The organism is Streptomyces sp. NPDC024555, from assembly GCF_055559335.1.
The window spans coordinates 198,736-215,527 of record NZ_JBVHKV010000014.1 but is presented as its reverse complement, the minus strand read 5'-3'; the positions used below and the strand labels follow the sequence as shown (position 1 = coordinate 215,527).

Genomic DNA, 16,792 nt, shown 5'->3' with positions numbered 1-16,792 from the left:
GCACGCACCCGGGGCGGACAACGCCCCGGGCCGCACGGACACCGTCGCCACCGCCCTGCCCGCGCGCCCCTCGCAGCCGCGCACGCGGCGCACGGGGAAGCGGAACACGCAGGTCGGAGCCGGCTCTTGAGGATCTTGCACACGTCCGACTGGCACCTGGGCCGGTCGTTCCACCGCGTCCCGCTCCACGAGGCGCAGGCCGCCTACCTCGACCACCTGGTGGACACGGTCCGGGAGCACCGGGTCGACGTGGTGCTCGTGGCGGGTGATGTGTACGACAGGGCCGTGCCGCCACTGTCCGCCGTGGAACTGTTCGACGACGCCCTGCACCGGCTGGCCGACGCCGGTGTGCCCACCGTCATGATCTCCGGCAACCACGACTCGGCCCGCCGGCTCGGTGTCGGCGCCGGACTCCTCGGCCGTGCAGGCATCCACCTGCGCACCGACCCCGAGCACTGCGGCACCCCGGTCGTCATCCCCGACGCCCACGGGGACGTGGCGTTCTACGGGCTGCCGTATCTGGAGCCGGCCCTCGTCAGGGACGTCTTCAGGACGGACCGGGGCGGGCACGAAGCCGTCCTGACGGCGGCCATGGACCGTGTGCGCGCCGACCTGGCCGGGCGGCCCGCGACCACCCGGTCCGTCGTCCTCGCCCATGCCTTCGTCGCCGGCGGCGAGCCGAGCGACAGCGAACGCGACATCACCGTCGGCGGCGTGGCCGCCGTCCCCGCCGGGGTCTTCGCCGGGGTCGACTACGCGGCCCTCGGCCATCTGCACGGCAGCCAGACCGTCTCCGAGCGCGTCCGCTACTCCGGCTCGCCGCTCGCGTACTCCTTCTCCGAGGCCGACCACCGCAAGACCATGTGGCTGATCGACCTCGACGCCACGGGCGGCATCGGCGCCGAGCGCGTCGACTGCCCCGTCCCGCGCCGCCTCGCCCGGATCCGGGGCCGGCTCGACGACCTGCTCGACGATCCCGCCCTCGACCGCCACGAGCAGTCCTGGGTCGAGGCCACCCTCACCGACCCCGTGCGCCCCGCCGAGCCGATGGCCCGCCTCACCGAGCGGTTCCCGCACGTCCTCAGCCTCGTGCTGGAACCGGACCGTGCCCCGGAGGACCCGCACACCTCCTACGCCCAGCGCCTCCGGGGACGCGACGACCAGAGCATCGCGGAGGACTTCGTGGCCCATGTCCGGGGCGGATCCGGCACCGACGAGCACGAGCGGACCGTCCTGCGCCGCGCCTTCGACCACGTCCGCGTCGACGACGCCGTGAACGAGGTGAACCGATGAGGCTCCACCGGCTCACCGTCACGGCCTTCGGCCCCTTCGGCGCCACCCAGGAGATCGACTTCGACGCCCTCTCCTCCGCCGGGCTCTTCCTGCTCCACGGGCCCACCGGCGCAGGGAAGACCTCCGTCCTCGACGCCGTCTGCTACGCCCTGTACGGGGCCGTGCCCGGGACCCGCCAGAACCCCGGCACCACGCTCCGCAGCGACCACGCCCCGGACGGTCTCCCCACCGAGGTCCGCCTCGAACTCACCGTCGCCGGGCGGCGGCTGGAGATCACCCGCAGGCCCGCCCAGCCCCGGCCCAAGAAGCGCGGCGGCGGCCACACCACGGAGAAGGCCCAGAGCTGGCTGCGCGCCCACGACCCGGAGCGGGGCTGGCAGGCGCTCAGCCGGTCCCACCAGGAGATCGGCGAGGAGATCACCCAGCTCATCGGGATGAGCAGGGACCAGTTCTGCCAGGTGGTGCTCCTGCCGCAGGGCGACTTCGCCCGCTTCCTGCGGGCCGACGCGGAGGCGCGCGGCAGACTGCTCGGCCGGCTCTTCGACACCCGCCGCTTCGCGGCCGTCGAGGACCGGCTCGCCGAACTCCGCCGGACCGCCGAGCACCGGGTCAGGACCGGGGACGAACAGATCCTTGCCCTCGCCCAGCGCCTCGCCCAGGCCGCCGGACCGGCCGGACGCGAGTGCCCCGTGCCCGAGGTCCAGCCGGGCGAACCCGGCCTCGCGGACGCGGTCCTCGGCTGGGCCGCGACCGCCCGCAGCGCCGCCCGGGAACGGCTCGACCTGGCCCGCGCCCACCTGACGGCCACCGAGCACCGGCAGGCCGCCGCCCGTGCCGTGCTGGACGAGGGACGCGAACTGGCCGCGCTCCAGGACCGCCACGCCGAGACCAGCCGCCGCGCCGCCGCCTCGGAGGCCGGCCGGCCCCGGCACGACGAGGCCCGTGCCCGGCTCGACCGCGCCCGCAAGGCGGACCTCGTCGCACCGGCCCTGGAACTCCGGGACGAGGCCGACCGCGCGTACCGGCGCGCGAGCGCCGCACGCGACCGCGCACGCGGGATGCTGCCCGCGGGCCTGGCCGAAGCCGGCGCCGACCACCTGGCCGGGCTCGAACGCCGGCTCCGTGAGGAGCTGGGCGGGCTCGACGCGGCACGCCGCGCGGAACGCCGGAGCGCCGAGATCGACGACGAACGCGCCGCCCTGGACCGCCAGGCCCGCGCGGACGACGACCTGCTGCGCGAGAGCGGGACCTGGCTCGCCGACTGGGAGACCACCCGCACCGCGCTCCACGCCCGGATCGAGGAGGCCCAGGAGGCCGCCACCCGCGCCGAACTCCTGGCCGGCCGTCTCGATCCGGCCCGCCGCCGCCTCGACGCTGCCCGCCACCGGGACGCGCTCGCCACCGAGACCGCCGGGGCCGAGCAGCGGCTCGGTGCCGCCCGCGAGCACGCGCTGGGGGCCCGTGAGGAGTGGCTGGGCCTCCGCGAGCGACGGCTGCGCGACATCGCGGCGGAACTCGCCCGGCATCTCGTCGAGGGCGAGGCCTGCACGGTGTGCGGTTCCGCCGACCATCCGCGGCCCGCCCGTGCCGGGGACGGACATGTCGACCAGGCGGCGGAGGACGCCGCCGAGGCCGCCCACCGCCGCGCCGAACAACAGCGCACCGACGCGGAACACGCCCTCTCCGCCGTACGCGAACGCTACGCGGCGGCACGCGCCAAGGCCCTGGAGGGCGCCGAGGCCGACCACGCGGGAGCGGACGGACCCGTTCCCGGCGTCGCGGCGCGGCCCGCCGACGACGGGGAGAGGGCGGCCGACGGCGCGACGGACGGCCGCGACTCCGGGGCCCCGGCGGGCTCCGGGCGGCATGACGTGACGACTCCGGCCGTTCCGCCGGAGCCCACCGTCGACGAACTCTCCGCGCTCGTCGACACCCTCACCCGCGAGCACGCGCGGGCGCACCGGACCGCCGCCGGCACCCACGCCGCCCGGGAGGCGCTGGCGGCCGCCGAGCGCGAGCAGGCCCGGCGGGCCGAGGAGCGGCAGCAGGCGGAGCGCCGGGCCGCCGCCCGGACCTCACGGCGCGAAGGGCTCGACCGGGAACAGGCCTCCCTGGCCGAGGTGCTGGCCGAGGCGCGGGGCGCGTCGGGCACCGTCGCCGAGCACGCCGCTCTCTTGCAGCGGCGCGTCGCGCTGCTCGCCGACGCGGCGGGGGCCGTGCGCGAGGAGGAGGGCGCCGCCGCACGGCTGAAGGAGGCCGACGACCGGCTCGCCGACGCCGCGTTCCGCGCGGGCTTCGACACGCCGCAGGCCGCCGCCGAGACCCTTCTCGACGATGCCGCGCAACGCGAACTGCAGCACCGCATCGACGCCTGGCAGGCCGAGGCCGCCGCCGTCGCCGACCGGCTCGCCGAGCCCCTGACCCGGGCCGCCGCCGCACGGGAACCGGCCGACCCCGACACCGCGCAGCGCGCCCACGACACGGCCGAACGTCTGCTGCGGGAGGCCTCGACGGCCCTCGCCTCGGCCCGCGAACGCTGCGCAGAACTCGACAGGCTGTCCGCCCTGACGGAGCACGAGGTGCGCGGCCTGGGCCCGGTGCGCGAGGAGTACGAACGCGTCGCACGGCTCGCCGGACTCACCGCGGGCACCTCGGCGGACAACGAACGCAAGATGCGTCTGGAGTCGTACGTCCTGGCCGCCCGGCTCGAACAGGTCGCCGAGGCCGCCACCGCGCGGCTCCGGCGGATGTCGTCCGGCCGCTACCAGCTCGTCCACTCCGACGCCCGCACCGGTGGCCGCAGGGCCGGTCTCGGGCTGCACGTCATCGACGCCTGGACGGGACGTGAACGCGACACGGCGACGCTCTCCGGCGGCGAGACGTTCTTCGCGTCACTGGCCCTGGCGCTCGGCCTCGCCGATGTGGTCACCGACGAGGCCGGTGGCGTACGGCTCGACACCCTCTTCATCGACGAGGGGTTCGGCAGTCTCGACGAGCAGACGCTCGACGAGGTGCTCGACGTGCTGGACTCCCTGCGCGAACGCGACCGCAGCGTCGGCATCGTCAGCCATGTCGCGGATCTGCGCCGCCGCATCCCCGCCCAGCTCGAAGTCGTGAAGGAACGGCACGGCTCCTCCGTACGGCACCGGGCCGTGGACGCGGTCAGCGACTGATCGCCCGGCGCGGAAGCGGCGAGGAGTACACGACGCTCGTCGTGACGGAACCGAGCGACGCGATCCTTCCGGAGACCGTCTCCAGATGGCTCATGGAGCGGGCCGTCACCTTGAGGACGAAGCAGTCGTCGCCGGTGACGTGATGGGCCTCCACGATCTCCGGCGTCGTGTCGATGAGGTCGTGGAACGGCTTGTAATTGCCGTGGGGGTAGCGCAGGCGTACGAGGGCGAGGATCGGGAGCCCGAGCCGTTCGGGGTCGACCACGGCCGCGTAGCCGCTGATGATCCCCGCCTCCTCCAGCCTGCGCACCCGCTCGGTCACGGCGCTGGACGACATCGCCACCGCCCGCGCCAGCTCCGCGAACGAGGCGCGCCCGTCCCGTTGCAGGACGTCCAGAATGCGCCAGTCGGTCGCGTCCGGGGAATAGTCGGTCATGGTGCGAGCAAACAGGGAAATCCCCGGCCGATCAAGCCCACCACCGTGGATCACCGCTTCCCGGCACCGGGGCTCCGCTCGTAGATTTCTGGCATGACCTCGCAGCTCACCGCCCTCGGCGGCAACCCCGTTCTCCGTGTCCCGCCCGCGTCCCCCGCCGCGGCCGCCGCCTACTTCGGTGCCTCGCTCGCCTTCCACGCCGATGTCTCCGACGTCGCCGCCGCGCTGGAGACCGACGGCGACCCCGGTTTCGTCCTCCTGGACTCCCGCTCGACCGCGGCCTGGGACCAGGGCCACGTCCCCGGCGCCCTGCACCTGCCGACCGCGCTCATCGCCGAACAGGCCCCCGGACTGCTCGACCCCGCCGTGCCGGTGGTCACCTACTGCTGGGGCCCGGGATGCAACGGTGCCACCCGCGCCGCACTCGCACTCGCCGAACTCGGCTACCAGGTCAAGGAGATGCTCGGCGGCTTCGAGTACTGGGCACGCGAAGGCTTCGCCTACGAAACCTGGCAGGGGACCGAACGGCGCACCCCCGACCCGCTGACCGCCCCGGCCACCGACGCCGACTGCGGCTGCTGAGACGGTCTCCGGGGTGCCCCGCCGCCCATGCGGCGCCGGACGAGGCGGGCGCGGCGCCCCGCTCCGGGCGGACACGCCCTGCCCCGGGCGGGCGCGCCCCGTACACGCCGAGGCGGGCCCGGAACGCCGTCCCGTAACCCGCCTCGGCCGGTCGTCAGAGCTTCGACAGCTCGTCGACCAGATCGTCCAGACCCAGCGGACCCTGGGACAGCGCGGCCATGTGCCAGGCCTTCAGGTCGAAGGAGTCCCCGTGCGCGGCGCGGGCGTTCTCCCGGCCCAGCAGCCAGGCCCGCTCACCCAGCTTGTAGCCGATGGCCTGACCCGGCATCGAGAGGTAGCGGGTCAGCTCGCTCTCCACGAAGTCCGCCGGACGGCCGCTGTGGTTGCCGAAGAACTCCTGCGCCAGCGCCGGCGTCCAGCGCTCGCCCGGGTGGAACGGCGAGTCGGCCGGGATCTCCAGCTCGGCGTGCATGCCGATGTCGACGATCACCCGGCAGGCGCGCATCATCTGCGCGTCCAGATAGCCGAGACGCCGCTCGGCGTCCGGCAGGAAGCCCAGCTCGTCCATCAGCCGCTCCGCGTACAGGGCCCAGCCCTCGGCGTTGGCGCTGACGATGCCGATCGAGGCCTGGTAGCGCGACAGGCTGTCCGCGACATGGACCCACTGCGCGAGCTGGAGATGGTGACCCGGAACCCCCTCGTGGTACCAGGTGGAGACCAGGTCGTACACCGGGAACCGGGTCTCGCCCATGGTCGGCAGCCAGGTGCGCCCCGGCCGCGAGAAGTCCTCGGACGGACCCGTGTAGTACGGGGCCGCGGCGCCCCCGGGAGGCGCGATACGGGACTCCACCCGGCGCACCCGCTCGGCGAGTTCGAAGTGGGTGCCGTCCAGGGCCTCGATCGCCTCGTCCATCAGATTCTGCAGCCAGACCTGGACCTCGTCGACCCCCTCGATGTGCTTGCCGTGCACATCGAGATGGGCCAGCGCCTCCCACGGACCGGAACCCGGCAGCACCTTCTCCGCCTCGGCACGCATCTCCGCCAGCAGCCGGTGGTACTCCGACCAGCCGTACGCGTACGCCTCGTCCAGATCCAGATCCGTACCGTTGAAATACCGCGACCAGCGCGCGTACCGCTCGCGTCCCACCGTGTCCGGCTCGCCCTCGACGGCCGGCGCGTACACCTCGCGCATCCAGTCGCGCAGCTCCACCAGCGAGGCGGTGGCCAGCGCGGCCCCCTCGTCCAGACCGGCGCGCAGCGCCTCCGGGCCCGGGGCCGCGAACTCCTCGAAGAAGCCGTTCCCGCCCTCCCCGATCCACTCGTCGAGCTGACCGATGAACGTGGCCGTCGCGCGCGGACCGCCGAGCAGCTTGCGCTCCAGACCCAGCGCGAGGCACGCGCGGTACCCCGCCAGCGCGTCCGGAACGGCGCGCAGCCGCTCCTCCACGGCCGCCCAGTCCTCGTCCGACTCGGTGGGCGTCACCGTGAAGACATCACGCACCGAATGCGCGGGGGAGTGCAGGTTCGACACGGCGCGCAGCGCCTCGTCGGCCTCGTGCACGGCAAGTTCCGCCGTCAGCCGCTCACGCAGCAGACGGGCGCAGCGGCGCTCGGCGTCATCGGCGGCGCCCGGCAGCTCCTCCGCCCGGTCGAGCCGTGCGAGCGTGGTACGGGCCAGCTCGGCCAGGGCTTCCTGGCCGGCCGGGGAGAAGTCGGGAAGGCGGCGCGAGCTCTCCGCGACACCCAGATAGGTGCCGGAGATCGGGTCGAGTTCGATGAACGCGTCGACGTAGGCGTCGGCGACCTGGCGGGGCAGCGCGCTGCTGGGGGAGTCTGACATGTGGACATCCTCGTACACGGACGGCCCCCGAGTCACTATCAATCGGCCCCACGGGCCTGACTCGGCCCCGACTCAGCCCGAACCCGCCCGGGACTCGGCCGTTCCGGCCGCAGGCGGCAGCAGCGGTCCGCAGTCCCACTGCTGGAAGATCAACCGCGTCTCGACCCGGGCCACCTCGCGCCGCGAGGTGAACTCGTCCAGCACCAGACGCTGGAGATCGGCCGTCCCGGTCACCGCGACATGGACCAGGTAGTCGTCGGGGCCGGTCAGATGGAACAGCGCCCGCGACTCGGGCAGTGCCCTGATCCGTTCGACGAACGGCCCGATCAGCTCCCGCCGGTGCGGTCGCACCTGGACGGACAGCAGTGCCTCCAGACCGCGCCCGAGCCGGGACGGGTCGAGCCGCAGCTGATGGCCGAGGATGACGCCCGAGCGGCGCAGCCGTGCCACCCGGTCCAGACATGTCGACGGAGCGACCCCGACCTCGGCCGCGAGTTCGCGGTAAGTGGTCCGGGCATCGTTCTGCAGCAGCCGCAGAATATGCAGATCCACCGTGTCCAGGGCGACGGAATCGGTCATCGGCCGAACGTAGCACGGAGTTTCTCCCGAACATCCCGTGCGGTGTTCACGCTCGGGCCATGGACACCGAAGCCTCGTTCGCGCCCTCGACGACACCCCCGCTCAGGGCGCAGGCCACCGAAGCCGTGCACGCCGGCCGCGACGACCTCGCGGCCCTCGGCCTGCATGCCCCGCCCATCGATCTGTCCACCACCTACCCCTCCCACGACTCCCGGGGCGAGGCCGAACGCATCGACGCCTTCGCCGCCACCGGCGCCCGCCCCGACGGCCCGCCCGTCTACTCCCGCCTCGACAATCCGACGAACGCCCGCTTCGAGACGGCGCTCGCCCGCCTCGAAGGGACCGAGAGCGCCGTCGCCTTCGCCAGCGGAATGGCCGCGCTCACCGCCGTCCTCCTCGCCCGTGCCGCCGAGGGACTCCGCCATGTCGTGGCCGTACGACCCCTGTACGGCTGCAGCGACCACCTGCTGGGCGCCGGTCTGCTCGGCACCGAGGTCACCTGGACCGACCCGGCCGGGATCACCGACGCCCTGCGCCCCGACACCGGCCTGGTCATCGTCGAGACGCCGGCCAACCCGACCCTCGCCGAGGTCGACATCCGCGCCGTCGCCCACTCCTGCGGTTCGGTCCCGCTGCTCGTCGACAACACCTTCGCGACCCCCGTCCTCCAGCGACCCGTCGAACACGGGGCGCGCATCGTGCTGCACAGCGCGACGAAGTACCTCGGCGGCCACGGCGACGTGATGGGCGGAGTCGTCGCCTGCGACGAGGAGTTCGCCGCCCGCCTCCGGCAGGTGCGCTTCGCCACCGGAGGCGTCCTCCACCCCATGGCCGGATACTTGCTGCTCCGCGGTCTCTCCACCCTCCCGGTACGGGTCCGCGCCGCCTCCGCGAGCGCCGCCGAACTCGCCCGCCGCCTCTCCGCCGACCCGCGCGTCGCCCGCGTCCACTATCCGGAGATCGGCGGCGCCATGGTCTCCTTCGAGGTGTACGGCGACCCGCACCACGTGACCGCCGCGGTGCGGCTCGTCACCCCCGCCGTCAGCCTCGGCAGCGTGGACACCCTCATCCAGCACCCCGCCTCCATCAGCCACCGCATCGTGGACGAGAGCGACCGGCACGCCGCCGGCGTCGGTGACCGGCTCCTTCGCCTCTCGGTCGGCCTCGAAGACGTCGAGGACCTGTGGAGCGACCTCTGCCAGGCCCTCGGCGGCGAAGTGCCGCCCAACCGCCGCAGCGAGGACGCCGCTCCGGTCCCGGCGGGAACGGCCGGCGCGACCGGGCGGTAGCGCCGGGCCGCCGGACCACGGGCCCACCGGACCACCGGCCGAGATCACCCCCGGCGGGCGACGGCATCGGCGCCGGGCCTGGAACCCGATGCCGATGCCGCCGCCGATGTCGCCGCCGCTGTCAGCGCTCGGCCTGCTCGTACGGGGGCAACGCGTGCGCCGGCGTCGCACCGAGCCGGGCGGTGATCACCAGGGTGCCCTCCTCTATCTGGTAGTCCAGGGGCAGCGAGAGCGCGCGCATCGCGGCGACCATGCCCGTGTTCGACGCCTGTGTGACCGCGTAGACGCTCTCGCAGCCCGCTTCGGCGGCGAGTCCCACCAGCCGGGCCAGCAGCTCGGAGCCGATGCCCCGCCGCTGCCAGTCGTCCTCGACGAGCAGCGCGACCTCGGTCTCGTCCCCGTCCCAGAGAAGGTGACCGAGGGCCACGGTCCGGCCCGACGCGGTCTGCGCGGCGAGCGTACGGCCGAAGCGCGGGCTCAGCAGGTGGTCGAGGTAGCGGTCGGCGTCGCCGACGGGTCCGTGGTACCTCAGGCGCAGCGTCTGCTCGGAGCAGCGGTCGTGCATGGCCCGAGCCGCTTCGAGATCGCTCCGGTCCGCGCGGCGGACGGTGATCGCGTTGCCCTCGGGCAGGGTGAGCACGTGCTTCCCGCGCGGGACCCGCGGGCCGAGCCGGGCGTCGAGTTCGACCAGGGCGCGCGCCCTCGCGAACTCCGTCGGAGTGAACGGGAGATAGGGACGCTCCACGGTGATGACGCCGCCCGAGGGATCGCGCAGCCGCATCACCGTCTCCTCCAGGACGCCTTCGACGGGTGCCGTCTCCCCGGTGGCCCGTCCGCCGACCGATACCGCCGGCAGTGAGTGGATGGTGCACCTGCCCAGCAACTGCCTCAGCGCGAGGGGGAGTTCCGCGGCGTCCAGTGCCGTCCGGGTGGCCAGGCCGAGCACCCGGGTCGGGGCGTCCACCAGATCATGGGCATCGGCCCGTTCGATCCAGGTCGAAGCGCCCCCGGCCTCGGAGACGGCCCGGGTCAGGCGTGCGGCGGGAAGGGCGGCGGGGGCCCGAAGCAGGAACTCGTCGACCGTGCCCTCGGCCAGCGGATGCGTCTGAAGGGTCAGGATGTCGACATGGTGACGCGCCAGCTCCATGCACAGCGCCGCCAGACTGCCCGGCGCGTCCCGGACCGTGGTCCGCATCCGCCACAGCACGGTCCCGCCCGCTTCACGGTCCGTGTCCTCCGCCGCGCCACGCACCCCCTGGCCCGGCACCGCTCCGGTCGGAACCGCGCCGGCGGGCGTGCTTCCGCCGGCCGCGCCGCCGGTGTCCGGCGGAGGGGCGTGACTGTGGCGCCGGGCCCACCAGGTGTGGAACGCGGCCGTGGCCGTCAGGGCCACCGCCGAGGCGATCAGCAGATACGGGCCGTCCGGCTGGTGCCCGATCAGGTTCGCGATCGCGTCGGCGACGGCGACGGCGGTGAACAGAGCGGCCAGCTCGATCAGGTCCCGCCGCCAGTGATGGGGGCGGCGGGCGTGCTGCGCGGATGTCATATCAGTCATGACCTCACTGTGCGGGAACGGTGTTGCCTGATCACGAACGCTCTGTGACCGATCGGTTAAGTGTGGGTCTGGTGGCCTATCGTCTGTTTCCCGTTGGTTGTCATGTGGTTTTCTCCTGGCGTTCCGGACGAGTGAAGGCTCTCGTCCCCGGTGTCCCGGCCGGATGGTTCGCTGCCGGGACACCCCGCTCCGTTGCCCCGCGTGGGAACCCTCTCTACGGAGTGGCGTCCTCCCCTTCCCCGCATGCCGCTTCCAGCCGCGCCGCCTGCCGCACCAGCTGGGTCGAGCCGCCCCGCGCCGCCGTAGCGGCGAGGCCGGGTATCGGCCCGGTCTTCGGCGGCCCGCTGCGTTCCACGCATTCGGCGGCCACCGCGAGCAGATCGCTCAGCCCCCGCGGCGCCTTCTCCCGCCCGAGCAGCGTCGGGAGCACCGGGACCAGCACCGAGAGCACCGTCCGGCAGGCGCCCGTCGACGCCGCCGTACGGGCGGAGTCCGCCAGCCGCGCCGGTTTCACCAGATCCCGCTCGATGAGGTCACCCAACTGGCCGGAGAGCAGTTCCGCGTCCAATCTGCCCCGGGCGGCCAGGACCAGCAGCGCGTCGACCGCCGACAGCCGGTCCTCGGCGAATCGCGCCCCGAGTCCGTAGGCCAGCGCGAGATGGACGGCGTGCCCGGACGGTCCCTCGGACTCGGCGAGATCGGGCAGGGGCCAGGCCATGCCCCGCTGTTCCTCGACATCGGTCAGCGAGGGGAGCAGCCAGGCCGCCAGCGTGTCGGCGTCCTCGGGCAATGTCGCGATCCACTGCGGTGACCTGTCGCCCCAGTGGTAGCACCGCTGCTGTCTCGGGGAGTGCGGGCGTCCGAGCCAGTGGAAGGTACGCGGGAACTCCTGCTGGATGACCAGGCGCTCCCTCGTGGCCAGGAGGAGGCGGCGCGTGCTCACCACCGACCGCTGGAGCCAGCCGCGCTCCGACCGCGGTTCCACTTCGACAGGACGTCTCAGGACGGGTGCCACCGGCTCGTCCGCTCGGATCCAGGCGGCCAGCCGGTCGCCCTCCCGCGTGCCGAGCGCGGCTGCCGCGTCCGCCGCGCGGCCCTCGCCGGTGCGGCGCACCCTCAGCAGTGCCTGTCCGAAGTCGGCCGGGCCCGGTGCGAGTCCTCGGTCGCGGTAGACGGTCAGGCGCTCGACCAGCTCCGCCGGATCGAGGGAGCCGGTGTGCCACGTGGGCGTGGCGAGGAGGAAGGGCAGATCGTTCTTCCGTATGGCGGCGGCCGCCTCCCACAGCCGGGCGTAGAGCACGCCTTCGAGGGCCGCGTGGCAGCAACTGCCCGTGGCCGTCCACCGGCTGCGGCCCTCGTCGATCGCGGCGGCGGAGACCCGCCCGAGGAACGAGGCCACGACGACCTGCAATCCGTCGTGGTTCCGGGAGAACCGGCGGTCGATCTCCTCCTGGGACAGCTGGATCGCCGGATCCGCCCACCACTGTCCCGCGAGGGCGGTCGGCAGCGCGTCGGCCAGACCCTTCCGGTCGTCATGAGCACAGCGGATCAGCCCGTCCAGCACCCGCTCGAACGCGGTCACCTCCCCCGCACGGGTGCGGACCAGGGACACGTACTCCTCCACCAGTTCCGCCGCGCCGGACACGGCGGGTCCCAGGCGCCGCGCCACCGGTGCGGACGGAAGGGTCTCCTCATAGGCGTCGACCGGCGCACCGCCGGTCCGCGTCCCACCGAATACGGCGCGGGCCGCCGGCTGATGCACCGGACCCAACTGCGCGGCCAGATCCGCGACTTCCTCGCGCACCGCTGGTGCCGTCGAGGAGAGATGGCGGGCCACGAGCTTCAGGGCCTGCTCCTGGACCGCGATGTCCGGATGGCCGAACACCTCCGCGACGAGCGGCAGCAGTACGTCGGCCGCCTCCGGGGCGCGGCGCAGCACCTTGCCCAGCAGGACCAGCTGCGCCCGCACCAGCTTCTTCTCGGAGCGGAAGAGGACCGGACCCGAGACCTCGGCCCACTGGCGCACCGAGACCGCGCCCTCGGCGTCCAGCCGGGTGAGCACGGACTGGGCGTGGCCCGCCACGGCGGACGTGCCGTCCGACGCCATCGCCAGCCAGTCCGTGATCCGGGCACGCTCCTCCTCGGCCGTGGGTTCGAGCCCCTGCAACAGACGCAGACAGAACCGCAGGTCCGAGGGCTTCCCGCCCCGGAGCAGGCGGGTGACGCAGCGGTCCACGAGCGGGTCGCGGTCGAGCAGGCCCTCCTTGGTGAGCACCGCCAGTGAGGCCGGCCAGTCGTCCGTCGGGTCCTGAGTGTTGGTCCACGTCACCTGGGTGGGCACCTCCGGCATCTCCAGGAGGTGCGGCACCAGCTCGGCCAGGTGCGGCTCGTCGCGCAGGACGTCCACCAGGGGCCGCGACCGGCGGTGGCCCCACCGTGTCTGGTTGACGCGCTCCGACCAGCCCCGCACGAGCCCGTCCGACACGGGCAGGGGGCAGCCGGCCATCCGCACCAGCTCGGCGACCAGGCGGAACTCCGCGTCGGACTCGATGCTGCGGGCACTCAGACGGCGGGCGAGATCGGCGAGCCATGCGGAATCGCGGTCGGCCAGCACGCCGAGCAGCCTCGGGTAGGGGGAGTGCACCCAGTCGCGCATCTCCCGTGCGCCGATCCATGTGGCGCATCCCGCGGCCCCGCCGTGACAACCGGCGCCGGCGATCAGGATCGCCTTCCGGGTCCTCGTGCGCTCGCCCCACGGCCAGGTGCGCGACTGCTTGCGCAGCTCCTTCAACTCGGCCAGGGCCGCGCGGCGTTCCGCCTTGCCCAGGGGAGTGAGGAGGGCGGGGATGTCGTCCAGGCGGCCCTCGTGGACCGCGGTGAGCAGCTCGCTCATCGTGTGCCTCCCGCGGGAACGGCGCCACGGCGGACCATGCGGACGGCCAGGGCGTGTTTGCAGGGACCTCGTCGGCCCCGGTAGTCCGCCCACCACGGGCAGGTGCAGCTCAGCGCGCCGTTGTGCTCACGGACCTGGTAGCGGCGGTCGGCGGAGGCCACGGCGGCCAGATCGCCGTCGAGCGTGACCGCGCCGGACCGGGCCAGCTCGCGGGCGGCGACCAGCCTCGGGTTGTGGCGCTCGGCGCGCTCGGCGTCGTAGGGCAGCTCGCGGTGGAAGTACGCCCCGTCCGCGAGGTCGTAGCCGACCCGGCCGGCGGTTCCGAGCCGCGTCAGCGCGGCCCGTACGCGCCCCACCGGAAGGCCCGACCGCTCCGCCAGCTCCGCCGGCTCGATGCGCGGCTCCCAAGCCAGCAGCACCGAGACGAGTTCGGCGTCGGCGGCGGCATCGTCGGTGGCGAGAGCTTCCAGGACACCGCCCTCCCCGGAGAATCCGCGCGAGACCTCGGGCGACAGGGTCAGCGTCAGCCGCATGCCCGGCAGGACCACCTCCCAGGCGCTGGATGCGGGGACCCCGTCGGCCGGAGGCCCGTACACCCGCAGGGCCGTCGCGTACCGAAGGACGCGCTGCAGGGCTGCCAGGCGCTGCGGTCCCGGGAGGCAGACGGCCCCGGCCGCCGGGCGCGACGTGGGCCGCAGCGCGCGGCCCGCCGGAACAACCCACTGCACAGCGCGCGACGCGGCGCCGGACGCGCGGGAGAGCGAGCGCAGGAACCGGACGGCTTCGGCCGCCGGGAGCTCGGCCCGCAGATCGAACGCCGCGGACGCCACCTGGGCCTCCGCGAATCCCCGCAGCCACCGGTCCGGGAGCGGGATCTTCTTCTCCACCACGCGCTCGCGGGCCGTCGTGACCGCCAGTTCCTCCGGACCCACCCGCAGATGCAACGGATCGTCACCGGCCGTCCGGGACAGAGCCTCCCGCAGCGGGTTGTTCACATCCACGTTCGTGGTGCCGTGCCCCGTCTCGACGCCCTCCAGGCCCTCGCTGAGTATGTCGAGGCGTGCGTAGACACCGCAGCAGCCGGAGAAGGACTCGAAGCGCAGCCGGTCACCGTTGCCCGTGACCACGGGGTCCAGCGACGCGTGCAGACTCCGTTGGTAGTACCGGGCGGACGCCACGTCGGCCACGGCCAGCAGACCGCGCGCGGCGATGTGCGGCGAGGCGAGAAAGCCCTCGAAGAAGCGGGGGTGCGGTTCGGCGCCGCGCGGTGTGAGGCCGCCCGCGGTCTCCAGGCCGAGCGACTGCCCCGCCTGCGAGGACAGCAGTGCGGAGGGACGGGAGTAGGCCAGCGCCTGTACGGATCGGGTCATGAAAAAAACCGTAGGACCCGCCACTGACAATCGGGCCGGGCGAGGAGCGCCGATACGCGCACCGGCACACCTCGCCCTTCCCGTCCGTCAGGTTCCCGTCGGGGTCACTGACCCACCCGGCCGGGCTGGAGGACCTTCGTGAACAGAACGGATCCGCCCTGCTCACGCAGGCGGACCGTCAACTCTCCGCTGACGCCGTCGATGTCGACCTCGCCGAACAGCGACGGTGTTTCCATCGGGGAGACGTTCGCTCGATCAGGTGATTTGACGAAGACCTGGTCCGGGCCGAAGGTCCGGTCGAGCGCGTTGGCCGGGAACTGGCCCGCGGCGAGTGGGCCCGTGACGAACTCCCAGAAGGGGGCGAAGTCCTGGAAGGCGGCCTGCTCCGGCCGGTAGTGCTGGGCGGAGGTGTAGTGCACATCGGCTGTGAGCCACACCGTTCCGGTGATCCGCTCGTGCTTGATGTGGCGGAGCAGTTCGGCGATCTGGAGTTCACGGCCGAGCGGAGCGCCGGGATCGCCCTGCGCCACCGCCTCGAAGTCCGTCGCTCCGTCGGCGACGACCAGCCCGAGCGGCATGTCGGCGGCGATCACCTTCCAGACGGCACGGGACTTCGACAGCGCGCGCTTGAGCCACTTCAGCTGCTCGGCACCGAGGATTCCGGTGGTGTCGTCGGCCTGCCGTCCGGGCGAGTTGGCGTTGCGGAAGGTACGCATGTCCAGCACGAACAGGTCCAGCAGCGGACCGTGCGGAACCACGCGGTGCACACGGCCCTCACCGTTCGAACGGCGCAGGGTCGACACGGGGAAGTACTCGCCGAAGGCCCGCATCGAACGCGCCGCCAGGACGTCCACGTTCTTCTCGGCGTACCGGACGTCATCGAGGATCTGGCCCGGATACCAGTTGTTCCGCACCTCGTGGTCGTCCCACTGGATCACCGACGGCACCTGGGCGTTGAACGCCCGCAGGTTGTCGTCGAGCAGGTTGTACCGGAAGTTCCCCCGGTACTCCGCCAGCGTCTCGGCGACCTTCGACTTCTCCACGGTGGTCACGTTCCGCCAGACCCGCCCGTCGGGAAGCGTCACGCTCGGCTCGATCACCCCGTCCGCGTAGATGTTGTCACCGCTGCACAGGAAGAAGTCCGGGTCCAGACGGCGCATCTCGTCGTACACCCGGTACCCCCCGATGTCCGGGTTGATGCCCCAGCCCTGGCCCGCGATGTCACCGGACCACACGAAGCGCACCCCGTCCCGCCGCCGGGCCGGAGCCGTCCGGAACGTGCCGTACACCGGCCGGCCCGTCCGGCGGGGGTCCTCCGGATCGGCGAGGGTCACCCGGTAGTGCACCTGCTCACCCGCGGGCAGCCCGTGCAGCGGGGTCGTCCCGGTGAAGTCCGTGCCAGGGCCCAGCAGCGGACCGTGCCAGATCCGCGCACGGCGGAAGGACTCCGTCGCAGAGGTCTCCACCAGCATCCGAGCCGGGCGGTCGGAACGCACCCACACGAGGGCGGTCGACGAGGTGACATCGCCGACCTGGACGCCCCACGCCGCGTCCGGGCGGCCCGACCGGGCGAAGGCGGGCGCCGCGGAACCGAGGACGGGGACGGCGAGGGCGGCCGGCACCGCCAGCGAGCCGCGCAGCACGGTGCGGCGGCCGGGGGAAGGAACGCGCGGACGGAACGGCATCGAGTGGCCTCCGGGGCGACGGAACGGATCTGCTGACCGACCGGCCCACCCTCGCGCCCGCCGGAGACCTTCACACCAACGCGAGGTGAACACCCGG

At 73.5% G+C, this 16,792-nt stretch carries 11 protein-coding genes; 4 read left to right on the top strand and 7 right to left on the bottom strand.

Annotated elements, in window-relative coordinates:
• The first annotated feature begins 126 nt into the window (after positions 1 to 126).
• Complete coding sequence (locus tag ACZ4FH_RS25130; RefSeq protein WP_467307538.1) at positions 127 to 1,293, top strand: exonuclease SbcCD subunit D; 1,167 nt, start codon at positions 127 to 129, stop codon at positions 1,291 to 1,293.
• On the top strand, positions 1,290 to 4,466 hold the full coding sequence (locus ACZ4FH_RS25125; RefSeq protein WP_467307537.1) for an AAA family ATPase: 3,177 nt from the start codon (positions 1,290 to 1,292) through the stop codon (positions 4,464 to 4,466). Before ACZ4FH_RS25130 ends, ACZ4FH_RS25125 begins: the two co-directional genes overlap by 4 nt.
• Here ACZ4FH_RS25125 and ACZ4FH_RS25120 read toward each other — a convergent pair.
• On the bottom strand, positions 4,456 to 4,902 hold the full coding sequence (locus tag ACZ4FH_RS25120) for an Lrp/AsnC family transcriptional regulator (protein WP_383637491.1): 447 nt from the start codon (positions 4,900 to 4,902) through the stop codon (positions 4,456 to 4,458). The two genes, ACZ4FH_RS25125 and ACZ4FH_RS25120, sit on opposite strands and share 11 nt — an antisense overlap.
• Positions 4,903 to 4,995: 93 nt before the next feature.
• On the opposite strand from ACZ4FH_RS25120, the gene ACZ4FH_RS25115 reads away from it, so the two are divergent.
• Complete coding sequence (locus tag ACZ4FH_RS25115) at positions 4,996 to 5,484, top strand: rhodanese-like domain-containing protein (protein ID WP_467307536.1); 489 nt, start codon at positions 4,996 to 4,998, stop codon at positions 5,482 to 5,484.
• A 154-nt stretch (positions 5,485 to 5,638) separates the two neighbouring features.
• On the opposite strand, the gene ACZ4FH_RS25110 is transcribed toward ACZ4FH_RS25115, so the two are convergent.
• Together ACZ4FH_RS25110 and ACZ4FH_RS25105 are read right to left on the bottom strand one after the other, a co-directional pair.
• Positions 5,639 to 7,324 carry a DUF885 domain-containing protein gene (locus ACZ4FH_RS25110; protein ID WP_467307534.1) on the bottom strand — a complete coding sequence of 562 codons (1,686 nt, stop codon included), beginning with the start codon at positions 7,322 to 7,324 and terminating at the stop codon, positions 5,639 to 5,641.
• Between the two features lie 72 nt (positions 7,325 to 7,396).
• Positions 7,397 to 7,903, bottom strand: a complete 507-nt coding sequence (locus tag ACZ4FH_RS25105; protein ID WP_467307533.1) for an Lrp/AsnC family transcriptional regulator — start codon at positions 7,901 to 7,903, stop codon at positions 7,397 to 7,399.
• Positions 7,904 to 7,962: 59 nt separating this feature from the next.
• Here ACZ4FH_RS25105 and ACZ4FH_RS25100 point away from each other — a divergent pair, with 59 nt between their 5' ends.
• Positions 7,963 to 9,192, top strand: coding sequence for a trans-sulfuration enzyme family protein (locus ACZ4FH_RS25100; protein WP_467307531.1), 1,230 nt, complete (start codon positions 7,963 to 7,965; stop codon positions 9,190 to 9,192).
• A 121-nt stretch (positions 9,193 to 9,313) separates the two neighbouring features.
• Here the strand turns inward: ACZ4FH_RS25100 and ACZ4FH_RS25095 are convergent, their stop codons facing one another.
• The 4 genes from ACZ4FH_RS25095 to ACZ4FH_RS25080 form a co-directional block, all read right to left on the bottom strand.
• Positions 9,314 to 10,738 carry a GNAT family N-acetyltransferase gene (locus ACZ4FH_RS25095; RefSeq protein ID WP_467307584.1) on the bottom strand — a complete coding sequence of 475 codons (1,425 nt, stop codon included), beginning with the start codon at positions 10,736 to 10,738 and terminating at the stop codon, positions 9,314 to 9,316.
• A gap of 223 nt (positions 10,739 to 10,961) precedes the next feature.
• Positions 10,962 to 13,640, bottom strand: coding sequence for a DUF7824 domain-containing protein (locus ACZ4FH_RS25090; RefSeq protein WP_467307530.1), 2,679 nt, complete (start codon positions 13,638 to 13,640; stop codon positions 10,962 to 10,964).
• Positions 13,637 to 15,010 (bottom strand): SWIM zinc finger family protein, encoded by a 1,374-nt coding sequence (locus tag ACZ4FH_RS25085; RefSeq protein WP_467307528.1) that lies wholly within the window; start codon positions 15,008 to 15,010, stop codon positions 13,637 to 13,639. Before ACZ4FH_RS25085 ends, ACZ4FH_RS25090 begins: the two co-directional genes overlap by 4 nt.
• A 104-nt stretch (positions 15,011 to 15,114) precedes the next feature.
• The gene (locus ACZ4FH_RS25080; RefSeq protein WP_467307527.1) at positions 15,115 to 16,695 is read right to left on the bottom strand and encodes an alkaline phosphatase D family protein; all 1,581 of its coding nucleotides are present in this window, start codon (positions 16,693 to 16,695) and stop codon (positions 15,115 to 15,117) included.
• Positions 16,696 to 16,792: the final 97 nt, after the last annotated feature.

Excerpts from the sequence above, each read along its gene's own strand:
- ACZ4FH_RS25105 (WP_467307533.1), bottom strand. The coding sequence starts at position 7,903 with ATGACCGATTCCGTCGCCCTGGACACGGTGGATCTGCATATTCTGCGG.
- ACZ4FH_RS25110 (WP_467307534.1), bottom strand. The coding sequence starts at position 7,324 with ATGTCAGACTCCCCCAGCAGCGCGCTGCCCCGCCAGGTCGCCGACGCC.
- ACZ4FH_RS25125 (WP_467307537.1), top strand. The coding sequence starts at position 1,290 with ATGAGGCTCCACCGGCTCACCGTCACGGCCTTCGGCCCCTTCGGCGCC.
- ACZ4FH_RS25085 (WP_467307528.1), bottom strand. The coding sequence starts at position 15,010 with ATGACCCGATCCGTACAGGCGCTGGCCTACTCCCGTCCCTCCGCACTG.
- ACZ4FH_RS25090 (WP_467307530.1), bottom strand. The coding sequence starts at position 13,640 with ATGAGCGAGCTGCTCACCGCGGTCCACGAGGGCCGCCTGGACGACATC.
- ACZ4FH_RS25115 (WP_467307536.1), top strand. The coding sequence starts at position 4,996 with ATGACCTCGCAGCTCACCGCCCTCGGCGGCAACCCCGTTCTCCGTGTC.
- ACZ4FH_RS25120 (WP_383637491.1), bottom strand. The coding sequence starts at position 4,902 with ATGACCGACTATTCCCCGGACGCGACCGACTGGCGCATTCTGGACGTC.
- ACZ4FH_RS25080 (WP_467307527.1), bottom strand. The coding sequence starts at position 16,695 with ATGCCGTTCCGTCCGCGCGTTCCTTCCCCCGGCCGCCGCACCGTGCTG.
- ACZ4FH_RS25095 (WP_467307584.1), bottom strand. The coding sequence starts at position 10,738 with ATGACATCCGCGCAGCACGCCCGCCGCCCCCATCACTGGCGGCGGGAC.
- ACZ4FH_RS25100 (WP_467307531.1), top strand. The coding sequence starts at position 7,963 with ATGGACACCGAAGCCTCGTTCGCGCCCTCGACGACACCCCCGCTCAGG.